The following is a 25723-nucleotide window of genomic DNA, read 5'->3' on the forward strand; positions in this document are numbered from 1 at the left end:
TGACTCAAATATTCGTGCTTTTGTTAATTAAATCCAAAATAAAACACTTCTACGGAACCTAAAACATTATTTTTCTTACTAAAATCATTTTATGAACGAACTTACCTAGTAACGGGAGTCCTTTAAAAAAATTATTAATTACATTTGGATTAAGACATTGAAACTATTTAAGTTGTTGCTCAATTTTAGAAAGCCTTTCGGATAACGTCTTAAAAGATTTATTTTCTTCCTTTAAAGTCTGAATTTCTTTTGATTGCTGAATTGAATATAATGTCAACTCCTCTATTTTCTGCAAGAGCTTAGCATTCATTTCGCCTAAATTTATTCCGTTTTTTAAAACTTCTTCCTCACTAGGAATATTTTCCAGATGTCCTTTTTCGTTAATGTGTTTTTCTACTTCCTCGAGTGTTGGTAAATTATATTCTTTTTTGAATACAAAATCAGACCAACCTAATAAATCAACTTTAACTTCTTTTGAGTGAATTGTTCCGTTTACATCTAGTTTGTTTTTTGGGTTTATTGTGCCGATACCGACATTACCATCAGCTATCTGCATAACACTATTGCTTGTATAATCTCCAAAACGAATGCCTCCATAATAATGAATATCTAAACCTGCAGATCCAGCAACAGGAAAAGATCCAATGTAATAATTATTTGGGTCACCAAACCCAGTAATTTTATTTGTATAATTAAAAATATCTAAATTTCCATTAATATTTTGGCTTCCTTCAAAAGTATTATCTCCTCTTGTTGCTATTTCTATCCATCCGGGATTTGAAGCTACTAAATTATTTGCGATTTTTCTGAAAAACAACCTATCATTCGTTATAAATGAAGATGATATTTGTAATTGATGATTGTTTACTTGGCTAGTGTGTCTTATTACGAATAAATGTTGCTGACCGGAATAACTTAAATCAGGATTACTACCTATGGCATTAAAACCGCCATATACACCAGACTTTAACGGGGCAGTAAAATCAGGAGTATATAAAGGAGCAAATCCATCCCCTATTTGCTGAGAAAAAGCATATGAAGAGATAAACAAGAGGGCAATTAGAGTAATTCTTTTTTTCATTATTTTAATTTAGTATTAAGTTCTTTAATTGTGTTTTCTAATTCTGATTGTTTCTTCTTCATTTCAATCATATAAAGTGTTAACTCTTCAATTTTTTGCAAGAGCTTAGCATTCATTTCTCCTAAATTTATTCCGTTTTTTAAAACTTCATCTTCGTTAGGAATATTTTCTAGATGTCCTTTTTCGTTGATATGCTTTTCTACTTCTTCAAGTGTTGGTAATTTGTATTCTTTTTTAAATACAAAGTCAGACCAATCTAATAAATCAACTTTTACTTCTTTTGAGTGAATTGTTCCGTTTACATCTAGTTTGTTTTTTGGGTTTATTGTGCCGATACCGACATTACCATCAGCTATCTGCATAACACTATTGCTTGTATAATCTCCAAAACGAATGCCTCCATAATAATGAATATCTAAACCTGCAGATCCAGCAACAGGAAAAGATCCAATGTAATAATTATTTGGGTCACCAAACCCAGTAATTTTATTTGTATAATTAAAAATATCTAAATTTCCATTCATAATTTGATTTCCTATAAAAGTATTAGTTCCTCTTGTAGCCAGTTCTACCCAAGAAGGATTTGAAGGTGTTAGGTCACTTGCAATCTTTCTGAAAAACAATCTATCATTCTCTGCATATGATGAGCCAATTTGTAGCTGACAGTTATTATCTGGATTAGCATGTCTTATCACAAATAAATGATTCCAATCTGCACTAACATCAGGAACCTTACCAAGAGTTTGAGCATGCCCACCATATACTCCGGACTTTAGTAAACCAGAAAAATCTGTTAAGTAAGGCGCTGCTAAACCATCCCCTATTTGTTGAGCTGATCCTGATATTACTAAGAATGATGTAAAAAGTAATGTTGCAATTTTTTTCATTATTTTAATTTTAGAATTATTTCCTACAAATATAAAAATAAAAGCAAGTGACATATTCTTATATTATTTAATTAAGACATCTTTTATTTTAAATATTCAAAGACAAAAAAATATCCTAAAAAATCAAGACCAGTTCTTTTTAAAAATTTGCTAATTTTGCAATATGATTAAAATAACACTTATTGGATCCGGAAATGTATCGCAACATTTAATAAATGCTTTCGCAAAAAACAGTGCGATTGAACTTATTGAAGTATATTCTAGAACCAAAAAAGAAATATCTCCACTACTCGATTCTAATAAAATTGTAACTAATCTTGCTCTTTTAAAAGAAGCCGATTTGTATATTATTGCTGTTTCTGATGATGCAATATCGATGGTTTCTGAACAATTGCCTTTTAAAAATAAACTGGTAGCTCACACTTCTGGAACTGCTTCATTACAGTCAATTAATCTAAAAAACCGAAGTGGTGTTTTTTATCCTTTACAAACATTTACTAAGAATAAAGAAGTCGATTTTAAAGTGATTCCGCTTTGTTTAGAAGCTGAAAATAATACCGACTACTTGGTACTTGAAACAGTTGCTAAAAGCATATCGGATGCGGTATATCCTATCAACTCTGAACAACGCAAAGCATTGCACGTTGCAGCTGTATTTGTAAATAATTTTACCAATCATTTATACCAAATCGGACAAGAAATTTGCGAAGAACATCAGGTTTCATTTGATATATTAAAACCTTTAATCGCCGAAACTGCCAATAAAATCAATACGCTTTCGCCTATTGATGCTCAAACTGGCCCTGCAAAACGCAATGACATTACAACAATCGAATCACATTTGAGTTATTTATCAAATGAAAATCAAAAAAAAATATACACATTACTAACAAAATCTATACAAAATAATGGCAAAAAGTTATAAAGAAATAATGAACGACATCACCACTTTTATTTTCGATGTTGACGGAGTACTTACTGATAGTTCGGTTTTTGTAACCAATGAAGGAGAGATTCTTCGTACGATGAATATTCGTGATGGTTATGCTATGAAAGCAGCTGTTGAAAGTGGGTATAATGTATGTATTATTTCTGGCGGAAGCAATGAAGGCGTGCGCGTACGATTACGCAATTTAGGAATTAAAGATATCCACTTAGGAACTCCAGATAAGGTAGAAACTTTTAAAGAATATACTGAGCTATATAATATTAACCCTGAACAAGTATTGTACATGGGTGATGATATCCCTGATTATCATGTAATGAAATTGGTAGGACTGCCTACTTGTCCTCAAGACGCAAGCCCTGAGATAAAAACAATTTGTCGTTATATCTCACACGTAAAAGGCGGAAAAGGTTCTGCACGTGATGTAATCGAACAAGTTATGAAAGTACAAGGAAAATGGATGGAGCACTTTAATGGGAAACACGATTAATATTCAGTAACAGTTTACAGTTTTAATATTATGTATTAACCCCTTGGGGGTAATTAATTTTAACACATAGAAACATAGGTTTTGCACGCTCAAAAAAGGCGTTACACTTATTTTAAATGCACATAGCTAGCTTTGTGAAAGAAATGTATTTCTTTTTGTTTTCTTTTTTACAAATAAAATCTATGTTTCTATGCGTTAAATGAAATTTTACGACCCGAGCTAAGCGAGTAGACGAAGTAATTGCACCCAACGGGTTATGTATTAAGTTCATTATAGGCTTTGCGGTTTAATAATCTACCTGATGGTTCACAATATAAGAACCTTTTAAACCTTAGATTCTCGTATAAAGACGTACTGCTGTGTGTCTTCTACAGAAAACCTTTGAACCTTTGTTAATCAGAACCTTAATCCCTTAAAAGAAACCTTAGTACCTTAAAAAGAAAAAATGAAATACCTCAAACTTATTCGTTACCAAAACCTATTGATGCTTGCTTTTATGCAACTATTATTTCGTTATGGTTTCTTAAAATTGCAAAATATCCCTTTGGCACTAGCTCATTGGCAATATGCGCTATTGGTTTTAAGTACCGTTTTAATTGCTGCTGCCGGATATGTGATTAATAATATTTTTGATCAGGAAACCGACTTAATCAATAAACCAAGTGATGTTGTGGTTGGCAAAAGCATTTCTGAAACTGCAGCCTATAATATATATGTTGCTCTTAATATTAGTGGCGTTGCTATTGGTTTTTATTTATCAAATGTAATTATGAGACCTGGTTTTGCAACCGTTTTTATTCTAGTCGCAGCTAGTCTTTATTTTTACGCTACAACCCTAAAGCAAATTATGATTTTAGGAAATATTGTTGTTGCTTTATTATTATCTTTTAGTGTTATAATAATTGGTGTATTTGACCTATTTCCTGCTACTGATACTGAAAACAGAGCACAAATGGCAAGTATGTTCTCTATCCTTTTTGATTATGCCATTTTTGCTTTTATGATTAATTTTATACGAGAAATTGTAAAAGACATCGAAGATGTAAATGGGGATTATAACCAAGGAATGAACACATTGCCTATTGCTATTGGCACTAGCCGAACTGCCAAAATTGTTTTTGCTCTTTCAATTATTCCAGTTATTTTTTTATTAATTTATATCAATAACTATTTTGTTGCCTACAATCTTTATATCGCTACGCTATATGCCTTTGTATTTGTACTTGCTCCGCTACTTTACTTTATGGCAAAAATTTTAACTGCTAAAACAAAAAAAGAGTTTCACAACTTGAGCTCTATTTTAAAATGGATTTTATTCTTCGGAATTTTATCAATTTTAATCATCAATCTTAATATTAAATACAATGCTTAAACAAAAATTAGAAAAATATACTTTAATACTGGCTTCTGGTTCTCCAAGACGTCAGCAATTTTTTAAAGACTTAGATTTAGATTTCGAAATCCGATTAAAAGATGTTGAGGAAATATATCCACCAGAATTAAAGGGAAGTGAAATTACCGATTATCTGGCTGAGCTTAAAGCGGCTGCTTTTGAAGGTGAGCTGAAACCAAACGAAATCCTGATTACAAGCGATACCATTGTTTGGCATAATAACAAAGCTTTAGGTAAACCAAAAGATGAAAAAGACGCTTTTGATATAATAAAATCGCTATCGAATGCAACTCATGATGTGATCACTTCTGTTTGTTTTAAAACCAGTGATAAATCGGTAATTATAAACGAAACTACTAAAGTTACTTTGGTTGAATTGAGTGACGAGGCTATTTTATATTATCTTAAAAATTACAAACCATACGATAAAGCTGGTGCATATGGCATTCAGGAATGGTTTGGTTTTATGGCTGTTGCAAAAGTAGAAGGCTCTTACACCAATGTTATGGGCTTACCTACACACAAAGTTTACGAATATTTAAGTACATTAGATTAAAATAAATTATATGATGACTTTTTTTACCGATTATGCCAAAGAAATATTTGCAACAGGAATTCTTATTGCTGTAACAATTTCTACAAGAGTCATTGTTACTCAAATAGTTCGAAGATATGCTAGAAAAGAACATTTTTTAGAACATCGAACCATTTTAATAATCAAGTATATCCATTTACTCACCAATATTTTATTCATAATAGGGTTATTTATTGTTTGGGGAGTCAAAACCGATGATATTTTCCTCACAGTATCTTCTATAGCAACTGTTATTGGTGTAGCAATGTTTGCACAATGGTCTATTTTAAGCAACATTACCTCTGGAGTTATTTTGTTTTTCTCTTTTCCATTTAAAATTGGAGATTCTATTAAAATTCATGATAAAGACTTCCCAATCGAGGCCGAAATCGAAGATATAAATGCTTTTCACGTAAGTTTAAAAACCAAAGAAGGGGAAAAAATAATCTATCCTAATAACTTGCTTTTGCAAAAAGGAATCTCGATTATATCTGCTCAATTTGAAGACAAAGAGTTTTTTGATTAAAAATTACTAACCATATAAGCTATGTAAGCTCATTTAAGGGAAGGACTTTAAAACTTATATTTACTTAAATAGCTTATATGATTTTAAACTTTATGGGAATTTTATAAGCTAATTTTAAAAATGTAGAACGTAAAAAAGTAAATAAAACATAACATTTGTTTAACTTAGTTTTTATTAGTCGTAATAAGAGCTTTTAATCTCAATAAATTAGTTATGGAAACAGTTAAATTGCCTTTTTATGTAAAACTAATGTGTGTTTTAATAAGTATAATTTGTATTGGATTTATATTTTTTATTGGTAAAGATATCCTAACATCAATATTATTAGCTTTTTTATTTTCGGTGCTATTGCTACCATTATTTACATTATTGCACGTAAAATTACGCTTTCCTCATTTCCTGGCATCTATAGTCACAGTTCTCATTTTTGTGTTAATCATAATAGGAATACTTACCTTTATATCTTATCAGATTAGTGATATAGCCAACGACTTTTCTATAATTAAGAAAAATGCACTCGCTGTTTTTAATGATTTTCAAAACTTTATTAAAGCCAATTTTAACATTAGCACTGGAGAACAAAAAAAATATCTTGAAAATGTCACTTCTGATTCTGTAAAAAATGGCGGTCAAAAAATAAGTACTGCCTTGGGCTCTCTCTCGGATGTTCTTTTAGATTGCACTATAATCCCAATTTTTATTTTTCTGTTTTTACTATATAAAAAACATTTCATTCTATTTTTAGCAAAACTATTCAAGAAAGAACATCATGATAAATTAAAAGAAATCCTAACCCAAATAAAAGTATCTATAAACAATTATATTGTTGGTCTTATTATAGAAATGCTTGTTGTTACTATATTAACCAGCATAGGTCTTTATATCATTGGAGTAAAATATTTTATTTTATTAGGTCTTATTACAGGGATTTTAAATATGATTCCATACATAGGAATTTTTATTGCAGGTGTTTTAACAGTTTTAGCATCATTAACAGGAACTCCTGGAATATCAATTATTTTAGGAATCCTTATAGTAAACATAATTGTTCAGCTAATCGATAATAATATTCTCGTACCTTTAATTATAAATACTAAAGTAGAAATAAATGCATTTTTCTCTATCGTCGGAATCATTATAGGGGGTGGAGTTGCAGGCATATCCGGAATGTTTCTGGCAATACCATTATTAGCTATTCTTAAAATAATTTTTGACAGGATTGAATCTCTTGAACCTTGGGGATATTTGATAGGTAATGATTTGCCAAAAAAATTTAGCTGGAAAATCAAAAAAATAAAATTAGAAGAATAGAATACTGTTTTATATACTATCTAAAATGAATTTATAAATATTACACTTTGATTATAAAACTATTTCAATATAAAACATTTCTATCACTTATTATGGTATGCTTTTGCTATACTAGCTCTTTTTCGCAGGTAAAAGAAACTAAAAAAGATAGTACTGAAATGTATTCTAAAATTAAGTCTTATACTAAAAAGCATAAATTTACAAATTTCTTTCATCGCTTAGTTTTTAGATCTACACGTCCAAAAAAAGATAATGAACTAATTAAAAAAGTAGATACAACAAATTATAATGGAAAAATCATACGTAAAATTAATATTGTAGTCTTAGATCCTTTTGGATACTCTGAAAGTGATACAACTATTACACCAAGAAATTGGGGAGAAAGAACTGGAAATAAACTACATCTGAAAACAAAAAAATTCGCAATACGCAATTTATTATTATTCAAAAAAAACACTCCGTACGATGCCTACAAAATACAAGAATCTGAGCGTATAATCCGATCTCAAAGATACATTAATACAGTGAGTATTAAGGGGCAATTACCAAATGTAGAATCCGATTCAGTAGATGTAACTATTCGTGTTCTGGATTCCTGGAGCTCTATCCCTAAATTTTCGATTTCTAGCAGTCAGGTTGGTGTAGGAATAAAAGATAAAAACTTTTTTGGAACAGGTCAGCAGTTAGAATATAAATTCACCAATCGTATTAGTGATGGGAAAAATGCGAATAATTTCACCTATACAGTTCCTAATATTAGAAACTCTTTTGTTAATGCAACTGCTAAATATAATATCGATTTAGATAACAATTACAATAAAAGCATTGCTTTGGAGCGCCCTTTCTACTCTCCCTTGGCGAAATGGGCAGGTGGAGTATATTTTGGACAGAATTTTAGAAAAGATAGCTTACAAGGTCCCGATTTAAAATATGAATTTCAGAATTTTAAATCCAACTCTCAAGATATATGGCTAGCAAAAGCATTTCCTATTTTTAAAGAAAAAGAAAGAAAAACAAACTTAATTTTATCGGGTCGCTTCTTGAATGTAGATTATATCGAAACTCCCACTCCTGAATACGATCCAGCGAGTTTTTATTCAGATGAAAAATTATTACTTACCGGAATCGGAATTAATACCCGAGAATTTGTTAAAGACAACTATATATTTAGAAATGGTGCTACTGAAGATGTAGCAACTGGTAGGATATTTGGGATAACAGCTGGTTATCAATATAAAAACACATCCTGGCGCTCTTATTTAGGCGCACAAGCTTCATTTGGGGATTACAATAAATGGGGATATCTGAGCGCTGATTTTGAGTTTGGGACTTTCTTTCATCAATCTAAAACATACCAAAGTGCATTTGTATTTGAAGCCAATTATTTTACTAATCTGGTAAAAATAGGAAACTGGAAATTAAGGCAATTTGTAAAACCCGCACTAATTATTGGTTCTAATCGGGAAAATTCTATTGGTGATAAACTAAATATAAATCAAGACAATGGTTTACAAGGTTTTAGCAGTGCTCTATATGGCACTAGCAAAATGGTATTATCATTACAAACACAAACTTATGCTCCGCATGCACTGTGGGGATTTCGTGTGAATCCATTCTTTAATTACACCGCTGCTATATTAGGAGGTCCTGGTGATGCAATGATGAGAAACAAAGTCTATTCTAAAATAACTTTGGGATTATTGATAAGTAATGATTATTTGGTGTTTAGCTCCTTTCAGCTGTCTATTTCTTATTATCCATCGATTCCTTTTGAAGGAGATCGTGTTTTTAAAACAAATACATTTGAAACTACCGATTTTGGATTACAAAATTTCGAATTGGCTAAACCTAGATTAGTCGATTATAAATAAAGAACAGAATATTCTCATATCTTATGTTTTTTTTATTTAAAAGCCCTTCAACATAATCCACTACATATCAATACTTTTACTATATCATTATTAAATTTTACCTTTTGTTGCTGTTTAAAAAATATATTGTGGCATAACTTTTGGTTTTTACAAATCAGATGTCGAAATAATCAATCATTTCAACATTTAGAATAGGAATCCCAAAAACCCCAGAAAAAATGAAAACATTAAAAATTATTACTTTCGGAATATTTCTTTTTATTTCAAGTACCATCCATTCTCAAGTTTCAATAAACGTAAACATTGGTTCTCCACCGCAATGGGGTCCTGTAGGATATACTGAAATGGAATACTATTATTTGCCAGACATTGAAGCTTATTATGATGTTCGTGCTACACAATTTATTTATTTTGGTGGAGGAAAATGGATCAGATCAAGCCGTTTGCCTAGACAATATAGAAATTATGATTTGTACGGAGGATACAAAGTTGTTTTAAACGATTATCACGGTAGAACTCCTTATGCTTATTTTGACAGACATAAAGTTAAATATTGCAAAGGATATCGTGGTAATCCTCAAAGAACATACGGTTATTATAAAAAAGATCGTCATGATTATTACAAAAATGATCGTCACGACAAACACAACAAACACAATAAACATGACCGTGACGACCATGATGACGACCATGACAGAGGGCGTGGTAATGGACATGGAAGACATTAAACCACTTTTCAAAATGTAAAGAGAGTGCCTAATAAAAGGCACTCTCTTTTTTTTGATAAAATTTTTAAGATCTTTACAACTCATTAACAACTACCAGTTTCAATTATTACTATTTTTGAAAATAATCCTTAAATTAAATAATTCTCAAATGCACGAACTTCGTTTAAAAATTATTCTTTTACTTCTTATTAGCTTCCAAGCAACTTTTGCCCAAAAACCGCAAAAGCCTAATTCAGTTGAAATTTACAATCAAATAAAAAAAGTAAATTTCTTAGGTTCAGTACTTTATATTGCTGCACATCCTGATGATGAAAATACTAGATTGATTTCTTATTTATCTAATGAAGTTAATGCCAGAACAGGATACTTATCTTTAACTCGAGGTGACGGTGGTCAAAATTTAATAGGGCCACAATTAAGAGAATTATTAGGAGTAATTAGAACTCAAGAACTTATTGAAGCTAGAAAAATTGATGGTGGCGAACAGTTCTTTTCACGTGCAAATGATTTTGGCTACTCCAAAACGCCAGATGAAACATTGACTATTTGGGATAAACAAAAAGTTCTTGCTGATATAATATGGACTGTTCGTAAATTTCAGCCCGATGTAATCATCAATCGTTTTGATCATCGTACACCTGGTACAACTCACGGACATCATACAGCATCGGCAATGTTAAGCGTCGAGAGTTTTGATTTAGCCAATAATCCTAATATCTATCCTGAACAATTAAAATACGTAACTCCTTGGCAACCTAAACGTCAATATTTTAATACCTCATGGTGGTTTTATGGTAGTCAGGAAAAATTTGAAGCAGCTAATAAATCAAAATTCACAACCTTGCAAACTGGCGTTTATTATGCCGGAATAGGAAAATCTAATCAGGAAATTGCTGCATTGAGTCGCAGTCGCCATCAATCCCAAGGATTTGGAGCAACCGGAAGTCGTGGTCAGGATACCGAATATTTAGAGTTCATTAACGGCGATGCTCCAAAAGATCCAACTACTATTTTTGATGGCATTGATACCACTTGGAACCGTATTAAGGGCGGAAAACCTATTGGAGAATTAATTAATACAATCTTATCACAATACAATTTTAATAATCCAGCAGCAAGCATACCCGATTTGGTAAAAGCCTACACAATGATTCAATCTCTAAACGAAAATCATTGGAAAGTTGTAAAATCTGAAGAAATTAAAAAAATTATAGCAGCCAGTTCTGGCTTATACCTTGAAGCAGTTGCCCAACAACAAGAAACGATACAAGGAGGTACTGTTAACCTTAATCTAGAAGCTATTAATCGTAGCTCTGTTGCTATGGAATTAGTAAATGTAACAACTTTACCAGATCAAAAAAACACGCCAAAAAACATTAATTTAACTAATAATAAAGATCAAAAATTCGATTTAAAAATCCAATTACCTACTGCAATTCCCTATACACAACCGTATTGGTTAGCCGAAAAAGCCACCGTAGGAATGTACACCGTTTCGAATCAGGAAAACATTGGTATTCCGGATATTATTCGTGATGTAAAAGTTATTTTTAATGTTAAAATAAACAATGTCGAGATTCCGTTTGAACGAACTGTCGTTTATAAATACAATGATGATGTAAAAGGTGAAATGTATGATTTTTTAGATATTGTTCCAGAAGTCACTACCACTATTCTTGAAAAAGTGTTATTGTTTAAAGACACACAAACGAAAACTGTTGCCGTAAAAATTAAAGCAGGAAAAGATGTTGTAAACGGTAATTTACAATTAGAATTACCTAAAAGCTGGATTATATCTCCAAAACAAATTCCTTTTAGTTTAGCCAAAAAAGGAATGGAACAAACTGTTTATTTTGAAGTTACACCTCCTGTTAATTCTGAAAATGCTACATTAAAAAGTGTTGCAATTGTAGGCAATAAACGTTACGATAAAGATCAAACAATTATTGATTATAACCATATTGCCAAACAGCAAGTTTTGGCTCCATCTGAAGCCAAATGCATCCGATTTGACTTAAAAACAACAGAAGATTCAATTGCGTACATTATGGGTGCAGGTGATGAAGTCCCAAATAGCCTAGCGCAAATGGGGTATAAAGTTACCATCTTAAAACCCGAAGAAATAACTCCTACTCGACTTGACAATTTTGATGTGGTAATTACAGGAATCCGTGCTTACAACACAATTCAGGCACTTGCTAATAAACAAGTTGTACTTTTTGATTTTGTTAAAAATGGAAAAACAATGATTGTACAATACAATACAGCGGGCGATGTGGTAACTGATAGTATTGCTCCTTATCCTTTAAAAATTTCTAGAGATAGAGTAACCGAAGAAAATGCTGAAGTTACCTTTCTAGCACCAAATCATCCCGTTTTAAGTACGCCAAATAAAATTACAGCTAAAGATTTTGAAGGCTGGAAACAAGAACAGGGATTGTATTATCCAAATGAATATGACAAAGCTTTCACTCCTATCTTATCCTCACATGATAAAGGAGAATCCGCCAAAAAGGGCGCTTTATTAGTCGCTCCATACGGAAAAGGATATTACATTTACACTGGTTTAAGTTTTTTTAGAGAATTACCCGAAGGAGTTCCCGGGGCATATCGATTGTTCTCAAATATAATCTCATTAAAACAACCAGTACAAATACCAAATAAAGAAATCAAAAATTAATAGCTTTTTAATATGACGACAAAAAAAATAAAAACATGGAAAAAAAGCTACACCTATGTGCTTGTAGCCAATGCTATTTATATTCTATTTTTTTACTTAATAATGCAATTATACTCATAACATATGCAACTATTTGATTGGATTGTACTCATAGTTACACTTTTATTTATTGTTGGTTACGGCTCATGGAAAACCAAAGGAAGTAAGAATGTCGAAGATTTTATTTTAGGCAATAATGAAACTCCTTGGTACACTGTTGGGCTCTCGGTTATGGCAACACAAGCAAGCGCCATTACATTTTTATCTACTCCAGGACAAGCTTACCATGATGGAATGGGTTTTGTACAGTTCTATTTTGGATTGCCAATTGCAATGATTGTTATTTGCGTTACCTTCATACCATTATATCATAAATTCAAAGTATATACTGCTTATGAATTCCTAGAAAAACGATTCGATTTAAAAACTCGTTCTCTTGCAGCAATCTTATTCTTGGTTCAACGAGGTTTAGGAACTGGATTAACCATTTATGCTCCTGCTATAATATTATCGGCACTATTAGGATGGAATCTTACTTTAATGAATGTGATGATTGGAGTACTAGTAATTATCTACACATTTTCAGGAGGAACAAAAGCAGTAAACGTTACCCAAAAACAACAAATGTTTGTTATCATGTCGGGAATGTTTATCACCTTTTTCTTGATATTACATTACTTACCAAATGATATGACTTTTACCAATGCTATGCATATTGCTGGAGCTAATGACAAAATGAATATCGTAGATTTCTCTTTTAATCCCGAAGAAAAATATACCTTTTGGAGCGGAATTACTGGTGGATTCTTTCTTGCCCTCGCCTATTTTGGAACAGATCAATCGCAAGTAGGCCGTTATTTATCTGGTAGGTCAGTTAAGGAAAGCCAAATGGGATTAATCATGAATGGACTTTTAAAAGTTCCAATGCAATTCTTTATTTTACTAACCGGAATAATGGTTTTTGTATTCTTTCAGTTTAATCCTGTTCCCTTAAACTTTAATCCCAACAACAAAGTTATAATCGAGAAATCTGCGTATAAAAACGAATATCACACACTAGAGAAAAAACTCGATGTACTTTCTGAAGATAAAAAAGTAATTAACTTATTATACATTGATCAATTAAATCAAGATTACGACAATCCGATTCTACGAAAAGAATTAGTAACACTATCTAATAAAGAAAGAGACTTACGCGAAAGAGCGAAAGAAATTATCTTAAAAGCCGACAGCAATAGCGAAACAAATGATAAAGATTATGTATTCTTTCATTTTATCCTGCACTATTTACCAAAAGGATTAATAGGATTGTTATTAGCAGTAATACTTTCGGCAGCAATGTCGTCTACCGCTTCAGGACTAAATGCCTTGGCATCAACAACAGCAATCGATATTTACAAGCGTAACCTTAAAACCCAAAAATCAGATAAGCATTATCTTTATGCCACTAAATTTTTTACTCTGTTCTGGGGAATAATTGCTATTCTATTTGCTTGTATAGGAACCTTATTCGAAAATTTAATACAACTTGTAAATATCATTGGATCAATATTTTACGGAACTGTTTTAGGAATATTCCTGATTGGTTTTTATATCAAACGTGTTCAGTCTAAAGCGGTATTTTATAGCGCACTTATTAGCCAGATTACCATTTTTATAATCTTCTATTACACCATATGGGTTTATCCAAGCGGTCAAGAAAAACTAGGCTACTTATGGCTCAACTTTATTGGTGCCATGTTAACCATATTCTTATCCATGATAATGCAACTTACTATCTTTAGAAAACAAAAAGAAATAGTAGCTTAGCCAATATCAAATTACTATAAACGCTGTAAGACATAAGTTTTACAGCATTTTTTTATGGAATAAATCCTACCACGAGATTCTAACTAGGGCTAGAAAACAATAAACATAAGAATGATACTATCTATTTAAAACTAATAAAGAATTAAGTTCAGTTGGACTGATGTAAAAATCGATAAAAAAAAAAGAATTGATGTAACTTTGAGAGGGAATTAATCCCTGCTCCCGCACGAATCCTTTCGTCTGGCGATATGTTGATTAAATTTTAATAAGACATAAAAAATCCCATTTTGAAATAGTATCAAAATGGGATTTTTCAGTAATAGAATAAATTATTATTTACTCCATTCAGAAATACTGTCTTTATTCATTTTTACGTAATCCTGATTTTTAGCAGCTTCTGAAGCAGCTAGTGAAACTTTAGCCGTTTCGATAGCTCCTTTTTTATCTCCTTGTTTTGCTTGGATTAATGATTTAAGTCTGTAGAAATAGAAAGGCTTATCTGCGCTTAACTCTATTGCTTTATCAACATATTCTCTTGCTTTAGCGATATCTCCCCCTTTTGCTTGGAAAGTATATTGTGCTGCTGCAAAATAATCATTTGATGATGGTCCAGCCAATACTCTTTTGATACTTTCTGAAGCCAATTTATCTGTAGGAACTTCAAATTTTACTGATGCAGAAGAGTTCTCCCAAGCAATATCAATAGTTCCTGAATTAGCATCTAAATTATTAATTCCTATTGTAAATGTTTCAACTGCTTTATTTAAAGCATCTTCTTTTACAGTAGTTTTTAAAGCTACGTCAGCATCACTCCAATTTTCTGGCAATCCCCAGTTATCTGTTTTTGAGTAGAAAATAACATCCCAGCTTTCAATTCTTGGAACAGTAAAGATAGCGTATTTCCCTTTTTTCAACGTTTTACCATCAATTACAACATCATCACTAAATGATATTACTGAATTTTCGTTTGCACCCGTTCTCCATAATTTACCAAACGGAACCAAATTTCCAAATACTGCTCTACCTCTTGCACCTGGTCTTGAGTAAGTAACTTCTACATCTGTTAAACCAACAATCTGGTTTACAACTGCTTTCGGACTCGCTTGAGGAGTTTTTATTTGTGCTTCTGCTACAAATGGAGCAATAACAATTGCTAAGGCAATAAGTACTTTTTTCATTATTTATAGTTTTTTTGTTTTCCCAAAATTACGAATTCGTTCAATTCGAAATGTTAATAATTACCTAATAGGAGACTTTATTTCTACTATTTTCTCAAAATTTAATTCATCAAAATGATTAATAACCTCATCTGCATCTGATAAGTCCTGCATTTTAGAATGTTCGCTATTATATCCCACACAATATATTCCTGCTGCTTTTGCTGCTTTCACACCATTAGTACTGTCTTCAATGATAATACAATCTTCTTTTGGTGCTTTAGACAATGATGCTGCATGCAAGAATATTGCTGGATTAGGCTTTGATTGCGGGAAGTCCTCTCCACTAACAATATCTGTAAAATATTGATGTAAATTAAATCGTGTAAAAACACGTTCTATAGTTACTTTTGAAGCTGACGATGCCAAAATCAATTGCATTCCATTAGCATATAGATCCTTAATTAAATCCTCGACACCATCTAACAAGTATAAATCTTCCTTGGTATCGAAAGCATCATTAAAAATAGTTCTTTTTCTCTGAATCAAATCTTCTACCTCTTGTTCTATTACAAAAGTCTCTTTCAATTTCTGAAACGTATTTCGCGTCGAAAATCCTGTAAACGATGCATAAACCTCATCGGTTACATCAATATTTAATTCCGAAAATTGTTTGTGATAGGCATAATAATGTACGGGTTCTGTATCTACAATTACACCGTCCATATCGAAAATTACTGTTTTAATCATTTTTTTTTCTTTTTAAGGTTCTTTCTAAGGTACTGAGGCACTAAGAAGCAAAGGTTCAAAAGTTTTGCATTATGTTAAAAATATTGATTTAGTGTATTTACTATGAGATAGATTATACCCTATATAGATTCTTAATTCTCAAAGTTTATAATGAACATCTTAATACTTAATACTGGTACTGAAAACTGAAACTGCGACTGAAAACTACTTCTTTAGCAAATAACGAATCACTGTTTCGGCAGCGTATAAACCAAATAATCCTGGCATATAGCTATTTGTTCCATAAAATGATTTCTTAAAATTAGATCCATCGGTCATTTTTAAACTTGCTTCATCCTGAATCTCTGATGAAAATACCACCTTCAATTTATCTATTTTGGCTTCTTTTAATCTTCTGCGAATTGTTTTAGCAAAATAGCAATTTATAGTATTAGAAATATCTGTAACTTTTACTTTTGAAGCTTCCATTTTCCCACCTGCTCCCATACTGCTAATAATTTTTACTCGTTTGCGTTTGGCAGCAATAATCAAATTTAGTTTTGGAGTAACGCTATCGATACAATCCAAAACATAATCAAACTCTTCTGTAACTATCTCAAAAGCACGTTCTGGCGAAAGAAACTCCTGAACACGTATTAATTTTAATTCTGGATTAATATCCATCAAACGATCTCCTACAATTGTAACTTTAGGTTGCCCAACAGTCGAATGCAAAGCTGGTAATTGCCTGTTTATATTGGTAATATCTACTACATCTCCATCTACAATAGTCATTGTTCCTACTCCTGCTCTTGCCAAAAACTCGGCTGCAAAAGACCCCACTCCACCTAATCCTACAACAAGAACATGTGAATTTTTAAGATTATCTAATCCTTCTTTTTTAAATAATAATTCGGCTCTTTCGGTCCACTCTGCCATATAATTTTGTTTAAAGTTTACTATTCTTAAGGTTTTTAAAATCTGAACCTTTTTTTATTTGTCAAATACTGTCTTATAATTACTAGCCATTAACTGCTGCAATTCATCAACTGTTAGATTTTTATATTTTGCTGCTAGAGCATACACTATTTCTATAGTTTCATCGATTGTATCGGTTTCCAGAAAAAATCGATTATTAGGAATACTTTTAAAAACAATTTCTAAATAAGGATTCTTAATTAAATATTTTCCGAAAGAAAGATAAAATCCATTATCTAAAAGTTGCTTCGCTACTTGCTCATTCTTAGAAAAACCATGAATAATCATAGGAACTGTAATTCCTAATTTTTTCTTCAAAGCTATTACTTCCTGAAAAGCTGCTACACAATGTACCACAACAGGCTTTTGGTGTTTTTCTGCCAAATGCAATTGCCTTTCAAAAACAGTTACCTGCAATTCAAACGGAACTTCTGCTCGTTTGTCCAAACCGCATTCGCCAAGGGCTAAACAATTCTTGGCAGTCAATTTTTGATTTATAATTTCCAAGTCAGCTTCAATTCGTTCCTTTACAATATACCAAGGGTGAATTCCTATAGAGTAAAAAGCTGTGCTTTCGTCAAACTCATTAGGATATTGATTAACTATATCAAAAACATCTTGACGATTTGCTGATTTATGTGTATGGAAATTAAAGAATTGCATTAATCATGAAACTTTTTAACGCCTGCTTCTATCGCCACGTTCAAATCATTCTCTAAAGGTACAATCGGGCAAGAATATTTATGATTATAAGCACAATACGGATTATATGCCTGATTAAAATCAATTACAATTGTATTTCCTTTTGGAATTTTTAAATCGATATATCTTCCTCCTATATAAGTTTCTTTTCCAGAAGTTAAATCCGAAAAAGGTAAAAACAGATAATCTTTGTATTCCTCTTTTTTAGAAAGGTCAATATTGCGATATACATTTAATTGTAAATCAACTCCATCAATGGTAAAATATACAGTTCCATATTTTATATACATTGGTTTTCTTGTTGTAGAAGTTTTCATCTCAAAAGGCTTCTCTTTTTTGGCTTTTACAAATTTAGCCACAACAGCATATTTTTCATTTATTGGATAAAAATCTAATGTCTCGAAAGTTTTTAGATCTTCAGGTAGCAATGGACTTGTTTTTACATCTGCATACTCACTATTAATTGTCTTTTGAAAATTTTCGGCAGCAACACGATCAAATTTTTCTTGGGCAATGCCAAAGTTGAATACAAAAAGGGCTAAAAACAGAATTAGGTTTTTCATCTTATAAATTTTAGCAAAAATAGTTTAAAAGTAACAAAGCAACAAAGACTGTAAGTTACAAAGTTTTATAACTTTGTGCATATAACCCATTTATAATGCTAATCACCGCCTTTCAACGCTACATAAACAATTTTAGAGGATTTTCTAGAGAAATTTGGATACTTACACTTGTTACGTTTATTAATCGTGCCGGAACAATGGTTCTTCCGTTTTTATCGAAATACTTAAAAGAAGACCTTCAATTTACATACAATGAAGTGGGTTGGATTATGGTCGCTTTTGGGCTAGGTTCTATGTTGGGTTCCTGGCTTGGTGGTAAGTTATCTGATAAAATAGGCTTTTACAAAATAATGGTATTTAGTTTATTTACCAGCGGAATCTCCTTATTCTTTTTACAATATATAACCACTTTCTGGGCATTGTGCTTTGCAATGTTTAGTATTATGGTTATCGCCGATATGTTTCGTCCAGCTATGTATGTTTCTCTAAGTGCTTATGCCAAACCCGAAAACAGAACTCGTGCCTTAACCCTGGTACGTCTTGCAGTAAATCTTGGCTTTGCTGCTGGTCCAGCATTAGGAGGTTTAATTATTATGGGAATTGGTTACCAAGGATTATTTTGGGTAGATGGAGCTTCCTGTATTCTAGCAATTTCAATTTTTGCATTATTAGTAAAAGAAAAGAAAAAACCAGTTCATGATAGTAGTCATGATATAATAAGCGAACCAAAATCGGTATTTAAAGACAAAATATTTTGGATGTTTTTATTTGTAAGTTTTGCAACTGCTATAATTTTCTTTCAGCTTTTTACAACGCTACCATTATATCACAATGAAAAATTTGGCTTAAGCGAATTGCAAACAGGATTGTTAATGACGCTAAACGGGCTTATGATATTTTCACTCGAAATGCCAATTGTGAGCTATTTAGAGCGAAATGCCATTCATAAAATAAAGATTATTATCTACGGTACTATATTAATGGCTTCAAGCTTCTACTTATTATTAATTAATGTTTGGGCTGGAGTGCTTGTATTTGCAATGATTATAGTTTCATTGGGAGAAATATTAGCTTTCCCATTCTCTAATGCTTTTGCTTTAAGCAGAGCTCCACGCGGTCAAGAAGGACGCTACATGGCTTTATACACAATGAGCTTTAGTTTGGCACATATTATTAGTTCCAAAGTAGGTTTTGAATTCATTACCCGATTAGGATATCAGTCTAATTGGTTCATAATGGGAACTATCGGACTAGCTGCAACTGCTTGTTGTTTTTGGATTCAGAAAGAATTACAAAAAGAAAACAGCATTTAAACCACTCCAAAAACAAACTAACAACCTGTTAAACAATATTTTAAACCAGAAATACGTTTCTAATTATACTTCTTTAAACTATATCGTAACTAAAAAAATAGTTCAATAACTGCTTTTTTAGTTGTGTAACTATAAAAATAGTTGTAAGTTTGATTTAAAATTAGAAAACATGCAAAAGTTAACCAATAAAGAAGAAGAGATAATGCACATTTTATGGAAGCTAAACAAAGCTTTTGTAAAAGAAATTCAGGCTGAAATCACTGAGGATCAACCGCATTATAATACGCTATCGACTATTGTACGAAACCTAGAAGAAAAAGGTTTTGTAGCTCATACTCCATTTGGAAACACACATCAATATTATCCTGTAGTGACTTTAAAAGAGTATAGTAAACGTTTTATGAATACAGCAATTGATAATTATTTTAATAGTTCGTATAAAAATATGGTTTCCTTTTTTGCCAAAGAAGAAAAAATTTCAGCTGACGAATTACGTGAAATCCTCGAAATGATCGAAAACAAAAAATAATAATTTATGGAAGCAATTTTTATTTATATTCTTAAAACTAGCGGATTAATCTCCGTATTTTATTTGGCATATTATTTTTTATTGCGAAAAGAAACTTTTTTTAATGGCAATAGATGGTTTTTATTAACGGGACTAATTACCTCGGTTGTATTACCTTTTATTGTTTATACTAAAACAGTTTGGATTGCTTCTACTCCAACTTCAGACATCAGCAATTATCAAATTTATACACCGCAAAATGATCTGGATATATCTCTTGTCGATTGGAATTTTGCTTTAATTGCTATTTATGGTATTGGATTCCTGGCTCTTTTAATAAAATTTGCCTTCGATTTTTATAGTTTAAATTCTGTTTTAAAAGGCAAAAAAATAAAACAACAAGCTGATTTTAAATTTATTGATATAAAAGAAAACATCGCTCCATTTTCTTACTTTGATTATATCGTTTACAACTCATCATTGTATAGCGCTTTAGAACTAGAAAGTATTATTGAGCATGAAAAAGTGCATAGTGAGCAAAATCATACCATAGATGTTCTGGTATCAAGAATATTTTGCATATTATTTTGGTTCAACCCCATTATTTGGCTTTATAAAAAATCTATTTTACAAAATCTTGAATTCATAGCAGATAGCGAAGCTGCACAAAAAATATCCGACAAAAAAGCTTACCAATACACGCTTTTAAAAATAACAACACATGAAAATTGTGTTGCAATCACCAATCATTTTTTTCAATCATTAATCAAAAAACGAATCATTATGTTAAACAAAAATCAATCAAAAAAGAGAAACTCATGGAAGTACTATGTTGTAATTCCAGCACTTGCAGCTTTTGTGCTTTTATTTCAAGTTGAAATTATAGCAAAAGAAAAAGGATTAAGTAAAAAAGAAACCCTGAAAGTAGATCCAAAAGAAGAAATTACTGCCGTAGATATTTACAAAATCAAAAACAGTATAACAGATCAGGAATTAAAAGTAATGGCCGAAACTCTAAAACAAAATCACAACATTGATGCTGTTTTCTCAGATTTAAAACGCAATTCTGAAAACCTGTTAAAAGCTATTAAAATAGAAGTAAAAAAAGGCTCTGAATTAGCTCAAACCTATCTTGTGAATGAAAGTAAAGCTATTAAAAACTGCGGAATTATAGTAATGACATACAAAAATGGCTCTAAAAAAGTTGTTTTTACTACTGATAATAAAATTGATGATAAAAAAATAGCCGAAGAACTTAAAAATGAGCCAAACAACAATAGTAATACTAACGCTAGTGTTTTTAAAACTACTTCGACTACTACTAACGGCAATAATGCTAACATTACTATTAAAAATAATGATGAAGATGCTCATGATATAACTATTCAATCAAAAGACGGTAAAAACTCTGATTCTAATAGTAGTAATTTTACCAGTATTAAAATCCATAAAATTGCTAGCGCAAATAAGGTAAATACTGATACTAAAACTGAAACTACCATTAAAGTATCTTCTGCAAAAAAAGGAAATTCAAAAAAATCAGAACAACTAATAATTATAGATGGTGTCATAGTTTCTGATATAAGTCTGGATGAACTTGATTCGCAAAATATCAAATCAATGAGCGTATTTAAAGGATCAGAAGCAATAGCCAAATATGGAACTCAGGGTGAAAATGGTGTAATTGAAATTGTAACCAAAAAATAACATTCCTGATTGCATCTAAAATAAAACTAAAAACATGCAAAAATTAACCAATAAAGAAGAAGAAATAATGCACATTTTATGGAAGCTAAACAAAGCTTTTGTAAAAGAAATCCAAGCAGAAATTACTGAGGATCAACCGCATTATAACACGCTATCGACTATTGTACGAAACCTAGAAGAAAAAGGCTTTGTAGCGCATACTCCTTTTGGGAACACGCATCAATACTATCCTGTCGTGACTTTAAAAGAATATAGCAAACGCTTTATGAATACTGCAATTGACAATTATTTTAATAGTTCATACAAGAATATGGTTTCCTTTTTTGCCAAAGAAGAAAAAATTTCGGCTGATGAGTTACGTGAAATCTTAGATATGATAGAAAACAAAAAATAATAATTTATGGAGGCAATTTTCATCTATATTCTTAAAACTAGTGGGCTAATCACCTTGTTTTATTTGGCGTATTACTTCTTATTGCGAAAAGAAACTTTTTTTAATAGCAATAGATGGTTTTTATTATCGGGATTAATCACATCGATTGTATTGCCTTTTGTAGTTTATACCAAAATAGTTTGGGTTGCTCCTATTCGTACAAATTTTACTTTGCCAATAAATACTACCACGCAAACTATTCCTGTTGAACAGAGTTGGTTTGACACACATTTAAATTTGTGCTTAGTACTATTGTATGTTTCGATCATCTCTATATTATTATTAAAATTTGCTTTCGACTTTTATAGTTTAAAAAGAGTTATTAAAGGACAAACCATTCAAAATCAATCTGATTTTAAGTTTGTGGATGTTTCAGAGAATATTGCTCCTTTTTCATTCTTCAGTTATATTGTGTACAACTCATCATTGTACAATTCTACAGAATTGGAAAACATTCTTGAACATGAAAAAATTCACAGCGAACAAAATCACACCACAGATGTATTGATTTCAAGGATATTCTGTATTGTATTCTGGTTTAACCCAATTGTTTGGCTATATAAAAAAGCCATCATGCAAAATTTAGAATTCATTGCCGATGCCGAAGCCTTGAAAAAAATAGCCGATAAAAAGGCGTATCAATACACTCTTTTAAAAATAACAACACACGAAAATTGTGTTGCAATCACCAATCATTTTTATCAATCATTAATCAAAAAACGAATCGTCATGTTAAACAAAAATCAATCAAAAAAGAAGAATTATTTAAAGTATGCCTTAATTCTTCCTGTATTAGGAGCATTTATATTCTTATTTCAAGTAAAAGTTATTGCACAGGAAAAAGAACAAAAAGAAGTAAAAGAAGATATTGTTATAAATACAAAATCTGATCCTAAAGATGTATTAGTGTACAAAATTAAAAAGAATACAACTGATAAGGAATTAGATGAAATTGTACAAAAATTAAAAACAAATCATGAAGTAATCATTGCATTTAGTGATATAACAAGAAATTCGGCTAATGAATTAACTGGAATAAGAGTTGACATAAAAAGAAAAAATGGCAAAGCACAAATCATGCAAACTAGCGGTAATGAAGCCATAAAACCTTTTGGTGTTGTTATAATAAAAAATGAAGATGGTACTGAATCTATTAATTTACAAACTGGTGAAAAAACCCATCAGCCTGTAACTATGAGTGAAAGTCCAGATGGAGCCGACGATTACAATATCAATGGAGATTTTCCTACCCCGCCTACACCTCCAACCCCACCATCATTTCCAGAAGGCGCAATGCCTATTGCTAATGTTGACATGTCTAAAATGCCAAAACCTCCCGTACATCCAAAAGATGTAAACGATGAGAAAGCAATGCGAAAATTCAACAAAGCAATGGCAGAATTTCAAAAAAAGATGGAAGCTTTTGAACCAGATATGACTGCTTACGAAAAAGAAGTTGAAGTAGTAATGGCAAAGCGAGAAGCTATTTTTGAAAAAGAAATGGCCAAATTCGACATTGAAATGCAACAATTTAATAAGGAAATGGAAAAATTCAATCTAGACATGAAGCAACATGAGAAAGACATGAAACAACATGAGAAGGATATGAAGACGTTTGAAAAAGAAAATAAATAAAAATAAGAACGTCTCAAATCTGTTATAAAAAATCATATAAACACATACATTTCCCTTCAATTGTTACTATGAAAGAAACATTTTTAATTTCAGTATTTCTACTCATTTTCAGCATCTGTTTTGGTCAACAAACAGACGTTAATCAAAAAGAAGTAAAACAAAAAATTGATAACTACATTAATGAAGTTATTGAGATAAATGAAATTCCTGGAGTGGCACTAGCTGTTATTAAAGACGGAAAAGTTATTTACGAAAAATACTCTGGAAAAGCTTCTTTTGAGGATAATCAACCAGTCGATAAAAACACAGCTTTTAAGATTTTCTCTACAACCAAATTAATAACAAATGTTGGCGTTTTTCAACTTATAGAGAAAGGGAAATTATCTCCAGAAGATCCTATTTCTAAATATCTAGATAATCTACCCAAAGAATGGCAAAGTATAAAAGTAAAAAATTTATTAACTCATTCTTCTGGTTTACCAGACATTGTAATGTTCGAAGATATACCGATTACTTTACCCTATGATGAAAAAATTGCAATATTAACAACGAAACCAATGGAGTTTGTAACTGGAGCACAATATAGCTACAATCAAACCAATTACTTTTTTCTTGCTAAGATTATTGAAAAAATCACTGGTTTGACTTTTGAAGAATACATCTTACAAAATCAATTTCCAGAGGTAAAATCGGGTGTTTATTTTTCATCAGACTTTGGCAAAGCAGTTCCGAATAGTGCGTTTAGATATAACTTTAATACCAAAACTAATCAGTATGTAAAAAACACCTTAAACAGTGGTGCCGACGGTCATTCTGCAAATGGTTTAAATATTACACTACCTGAATTTATTCGTTGGAATGAAAATTTGGATAAAAATACGTTCTTAAAAAGCGAAACAAAATATTCGATGTGGGAGCCTTTTCAGTACACTAAGAGCAAAGAAGCTTTTGGGTATGGTTGGGATTTTTATCCTGTAAACAAAGTTATTTCGTATGGCTTTACTGGAGGAAATGAAACAGCTTTTAGAAAATTCGTTAAAAACGATATAACTATCATCTTTTTATCCAATGGTCATAAATATGACAATTTATATGTACAATCTCAAGTGGTAAATCATGTAGCAGGAATTGTAGATAAAACCCTAGTCGATGCTTACTTACTGGCTGACGAAAAGATAACTCAAGATTTTTTAAAATTAGACTTTACTAAAGCTGAGCTAAATTATCTTGTCTTAAAAAAGAATCATCCTGAATGGAAGTTTGAAGACAGATTAAATGTTATCGGGTATACATGTATGAATTACGGAAGAATAAACGATGCTATAAAAGTATTTGAATTAAATACAAAAGAAAATCCTAAATCAGGAAATGCATTTGATAGCCTCGCCGAAAGCTACTTTAATAACAATCAGCTTGAAAAATCTAAACAGACTTATCAAAAAGCTCTTGCGCTTTCGCCAGAAAACGCAAACGCTAAAGAAATGCTAGCTAAAATAGATAAACTACTTGCAAAATAATATTTAAAACTTGTTTAAAATTCAAACCCGTTGGGTGTAATTAACTAACACATAGAAACATAGGTTTTGCACGCTCAAAAAAGGCATTACACTTGTTTTAAACGCACATAACTAGCTTTGTGAAAGAAATGTATTTCTTTTTGAGC

At 31.2% G+C, this 25723-nt stretch carries 23 protein-coding genes; 16 read left to right on the top strand and 7 right to left on the bottom strand.

Going from position 1 to position 25723, the window contains the following annotated elements; all coding sequences use genetic code 11:
• Window positions 1-163: 163 nt before the first annotated feature.
• Entirely contained in the window at window positions 164-1081 is a 918-nt protein-coding gene (locus tag OIU80_RS11020) for a hypothetical protein (protein WP_264287057.1), read from the bottom strand.
• Entirely contained in the window at window positions 1081-1968 is an 888-nt protein-coding gene (locus tag OIU80_RS11025; protein WP_264287058.1) for a hypothetical protein, read from the bottom strand. Before OIU80_RS11025 ends, OIU80_RS11020 begins: the two co-directional genes overlap by 1 nt.
• A gap of 163 nt (window positions 1969-2131) precedes the next feature.
• Here OIU80_RS11025 and OIU80_RS11030 point away from each other — a divergent pair, with 163 nt between their 5' ends.
• The 10 genes from OIU80_RS11030 to OIU80_RS11075 all read left to right on the top strand — a co-directional run bounded on the left by OIU80_RS11030 (window position 2132) and on the right by OIU80_RS11075 (window position 14335).
• Complete coding sequence (locus OIU80_RS11030; protein ID WP_264287059.1) at window positions 2132-2893, top strand: Rossmann-like and DUF2520 domain-containing protein; 762 nt, start codon at window positions 2132-2134, stop codon at window positions 2891-2893.
• Complete coding sequence (locus OIU80_RS11035) at window positions 2877-3404, top strand: KdsC family phosphatase (RefSeq protein WP_264287060.1); 528 nt, start codon at window positions 2877-2879, stop codon at window positions 3402-3404. The genes OIU80_RS11030 and OIU80_RS11035 overlap by 17 nt, the downstream gene beginning before the upstream one ends.
• A 445-nt stretch (window positions 3405-3849) precedes the next feature.
• Window positions 3850-4776, top strand: coding sequence for a geranylgeranylglycerol-phosphate geranylgeranyltransferase (locus OIU80_RS11040; protein ID WP_264287061.1), 927 nt, complete (start codon window positions 3850-3852; stop codon window positions 4774-4776).
• Window positions 4769-5353 (top strand): Maf-like protein, encoded by a 585-nt coding sequence (locus tag OIU80_RS11045; protein ID WP_264287062.1) that lies wholly within the window; start codon window positions 4769-4771, stop codon window positions 5351-5353. Before OIU80_RS11040 ends, OIU80_RS11045 begins: the two co-directional genes overlap by 8 nt.
• 13 nt (window positions 5354-5366) lie before the next feature.
• Window positions 5367-5897 carry a mechanosensitive ion channel family protein gene (locus OIU80_RS11050; RefSeq protein ID WP_264287155.1) on the top strand — a complete coding sequence of 177 codons (531 nt, stop codon included), beginning with the start codon at window positions 5367-5369 and terminating at the stop codon, window positions 5895-5897.
• Window positions 5898-6110: 213 nt separating this feature from the next.
• Complete coding sequence (locus OIU80_RS11055; RefSeq protein WP_264287063.1) at window positions 6111-7208, top strand: AI-2E family transporter; 1098 nt, start codon at window positions 6111-6113, stop codon at window positions 7206-7208.
• 158 nt (window positions 7209-7366) lie between these two features.
• Window positions 7367-9079 carry a POTRA domain-containing protein gene (locus tag OIU80_RS11060; RefSeq protein ID WP_264287064.1) on the top strand — a complete coding sequence of 571 codons (1713 nt, stop codon included), beginning with the start codon at window positions 7367-7369 and terminating at the stop codon, window positions 9077-9079.
• Window positions 9080-9297: 218 nt separating this feature from the next.
• The gene (locus OIU80_RS11065) at window positions 9298-9807 is read left to right on the top strand and encodes a hypothetical protein (RefSeq protein WP_264287065.1); all 510 of its coding nucleotides are present in this window, start codon (window positions 9298-9300) and stop codon (window positions 9805-9807) included.
• 148 nt (window positions 9808-9955) lie between these two features.
• Complete coding sequence (locus tag OIU80_RS11070; RefSeq protein WP_264287066.1) at window positions 9956-12487, top strand: PIG-L family deacetylase; 2532 nt, start codon at window positions 9956-9958, stop codon at window positions 12485-12487.
• Between the two features lie 123 nt (window positions 12488-12610).
• A complete protein-coding gene (locus OIU80_RS11075; protein WP_264287067.1) occupies window positions 12611-14335 on the top strand; it encodes a sodium:solute symporter in 1725 nt (574 codons plus the stop codon).
• Between the two features lie 332 nt (window positions 14336-14667).
• Here OIU80_RS11075 and OIU80_RS11080 read toward each other — a convergent pair whose 3' ends face one another.
• The 5 genes from OIU80_RS11080 to OIU80_RS11100 all read right to left on the bottom strand — a co-directional run bounded on the left by OIU80_RS11080 (window position 14668) and on the right by OIU80_RS11100 (window position 18464).
• Entirely contained in the window at window positions 14668-15513 is an 846-nt protein-coding gene (locus OIU80_RS11080) for a DUF2911 domain-containing protein (protein WP_264287068.1), read from the bottom strand.
• Between the two features lie 60 nt (window positions 15514-15573).
• A complete protein-coding gene (locus OIU80_RS11085; RefSeq protein WP_264287069.1) occupies window positions 15574-16242 on the bottom strand; it encodes an HAD family hydrolase in 669 nt (222 codons plus the stop codon).
• 204 nt (window positions 16243-16446) lie between these two features.
• Entirely contained in the window at window positions 16447-17160 is a 714-nt protein-coding gene (locus OIU80_RS11090) for a tRNA threonylcarbamoyladenosine dehydratase (protein WP_264287070.1), read from the bottom strand.
• A gap of 54 nt (window positions 17161-17214) precedes the next feature.
• Entirely contained in the window at window positions 17215-17862 is a 648-nt protein-coding gene (locus tag OIU80_RS11095; RefSeq protein WP_264287071.1) for a TatD family hydrolase, read from the bottom strand.
• Window positions 17862-18464: a DUF1684 domain-containing protein gene (locus tag OIU80_RS11100; RefSeq protein WP_264287072.1), complete on the bottom strand. Its 603-nt coding sequence runs from the start codon at window positions 18462-18464 to the stop codon at window positions 17862-17864. Before OIU80_RS11100 ends, OIU80_RS11095 begins: the two co-directional genes overlap by 1 nt.
• Before the next feature lie 95 nt (window positions 18465-18559).
• Here OIU80_RS11100 and OIU80_RS11105 point away from each other — a divergent pair, with 95 nt between their 5' ends.
• The 6 genes from OIU80_RS11105 to OIU80_RS11130 all read left to right on the top strand — a co-directional run bounded on the left by OIU80_RS11105 (window position 18560) and on the right by OIU80_RS11130 (window position 25577).
• Complete coding sequence (locus OIU80_RS11105) at window positions 18560-19777, top strand: MDR family MFS transporter (protein ID WP_264287073.1); 1218 nt, start codon at window positions 18560-18562, stop codon at window positions 19775-19777.
• 169 nt (window positions 19778-19946) lie between these two features.
• Window positions 19947-20306 (top strand): BlaI/MecI/CopY family transcriptional regulator, encoded by a 360-nt coding sequence (locus OIU80_RS11110; RefSeq protein WP_129538195.1) that lies wholly within the window; start codon window positions 19947-19949, stop codon window positions 20304-20306.
• Between the two features lie 6 nt (window positions 20307-20312).
• A complete protein-coding gene (locus tag OIU80_RS11115) occupies window positions 20313-21992 on the top strand; it encodes a M56 family metallopeptidase (protein ID WP_264287074.1) in 1680 nt (559 codons plus the stop codon).
• 34 nt (window positions 21993-22026) lie between these two features.
• Window positions 22027-22386 carry a BlaI/MecI/CopY family transcriptional regulator gene (locus OIU80_RS11120; protein WP_129538193.1) on the top strand — a complete coding sequence of 120 codons (360 nt, stop codon included), beginning with the start codon at window positions 22027-22029 and terminating at the stop codon, window positions 22384-22386.
• Window positions 22387-22392: 6 nt separating this feature from the next.
• Window positions 22393-24060: a M56 family metallopeptidase gene (locus OIU80_RS11125; RefSeq protein ID WP_264287075.1), complete on the top strand. Its 1668-nt coding sequence runs from the start codon at window positions 22393-22395 to the stop codon at window positions 24058-24060.
• 68 nt (window positions 24061-24128) lie between these two features.
• Window positions 24129-25577 carry a serine hydrolase gene (locus tag OIU80_RS11130; protein ID WP_264287076.1) on the top strand — a complete coding sequence of 483 codons (1449 nt, stop codon included), beginning with the start codon at window positions 24129-24131 and terminating at the stop codon, window positions 25575-25577.
• The last annotated feature ends 146 nt before the right edge of the window (window positions 25578-25723 follow it).

The organism is Flavobacterium frigoritolerans (genome assembly GCF_025847275.1).
GTDB lineage: Bacteria > Bacteroidota > Bacteroidia > Flavobacteriales > Flavobacteriaceae > Flavobacterium > Flavobacterium frigoritolerans.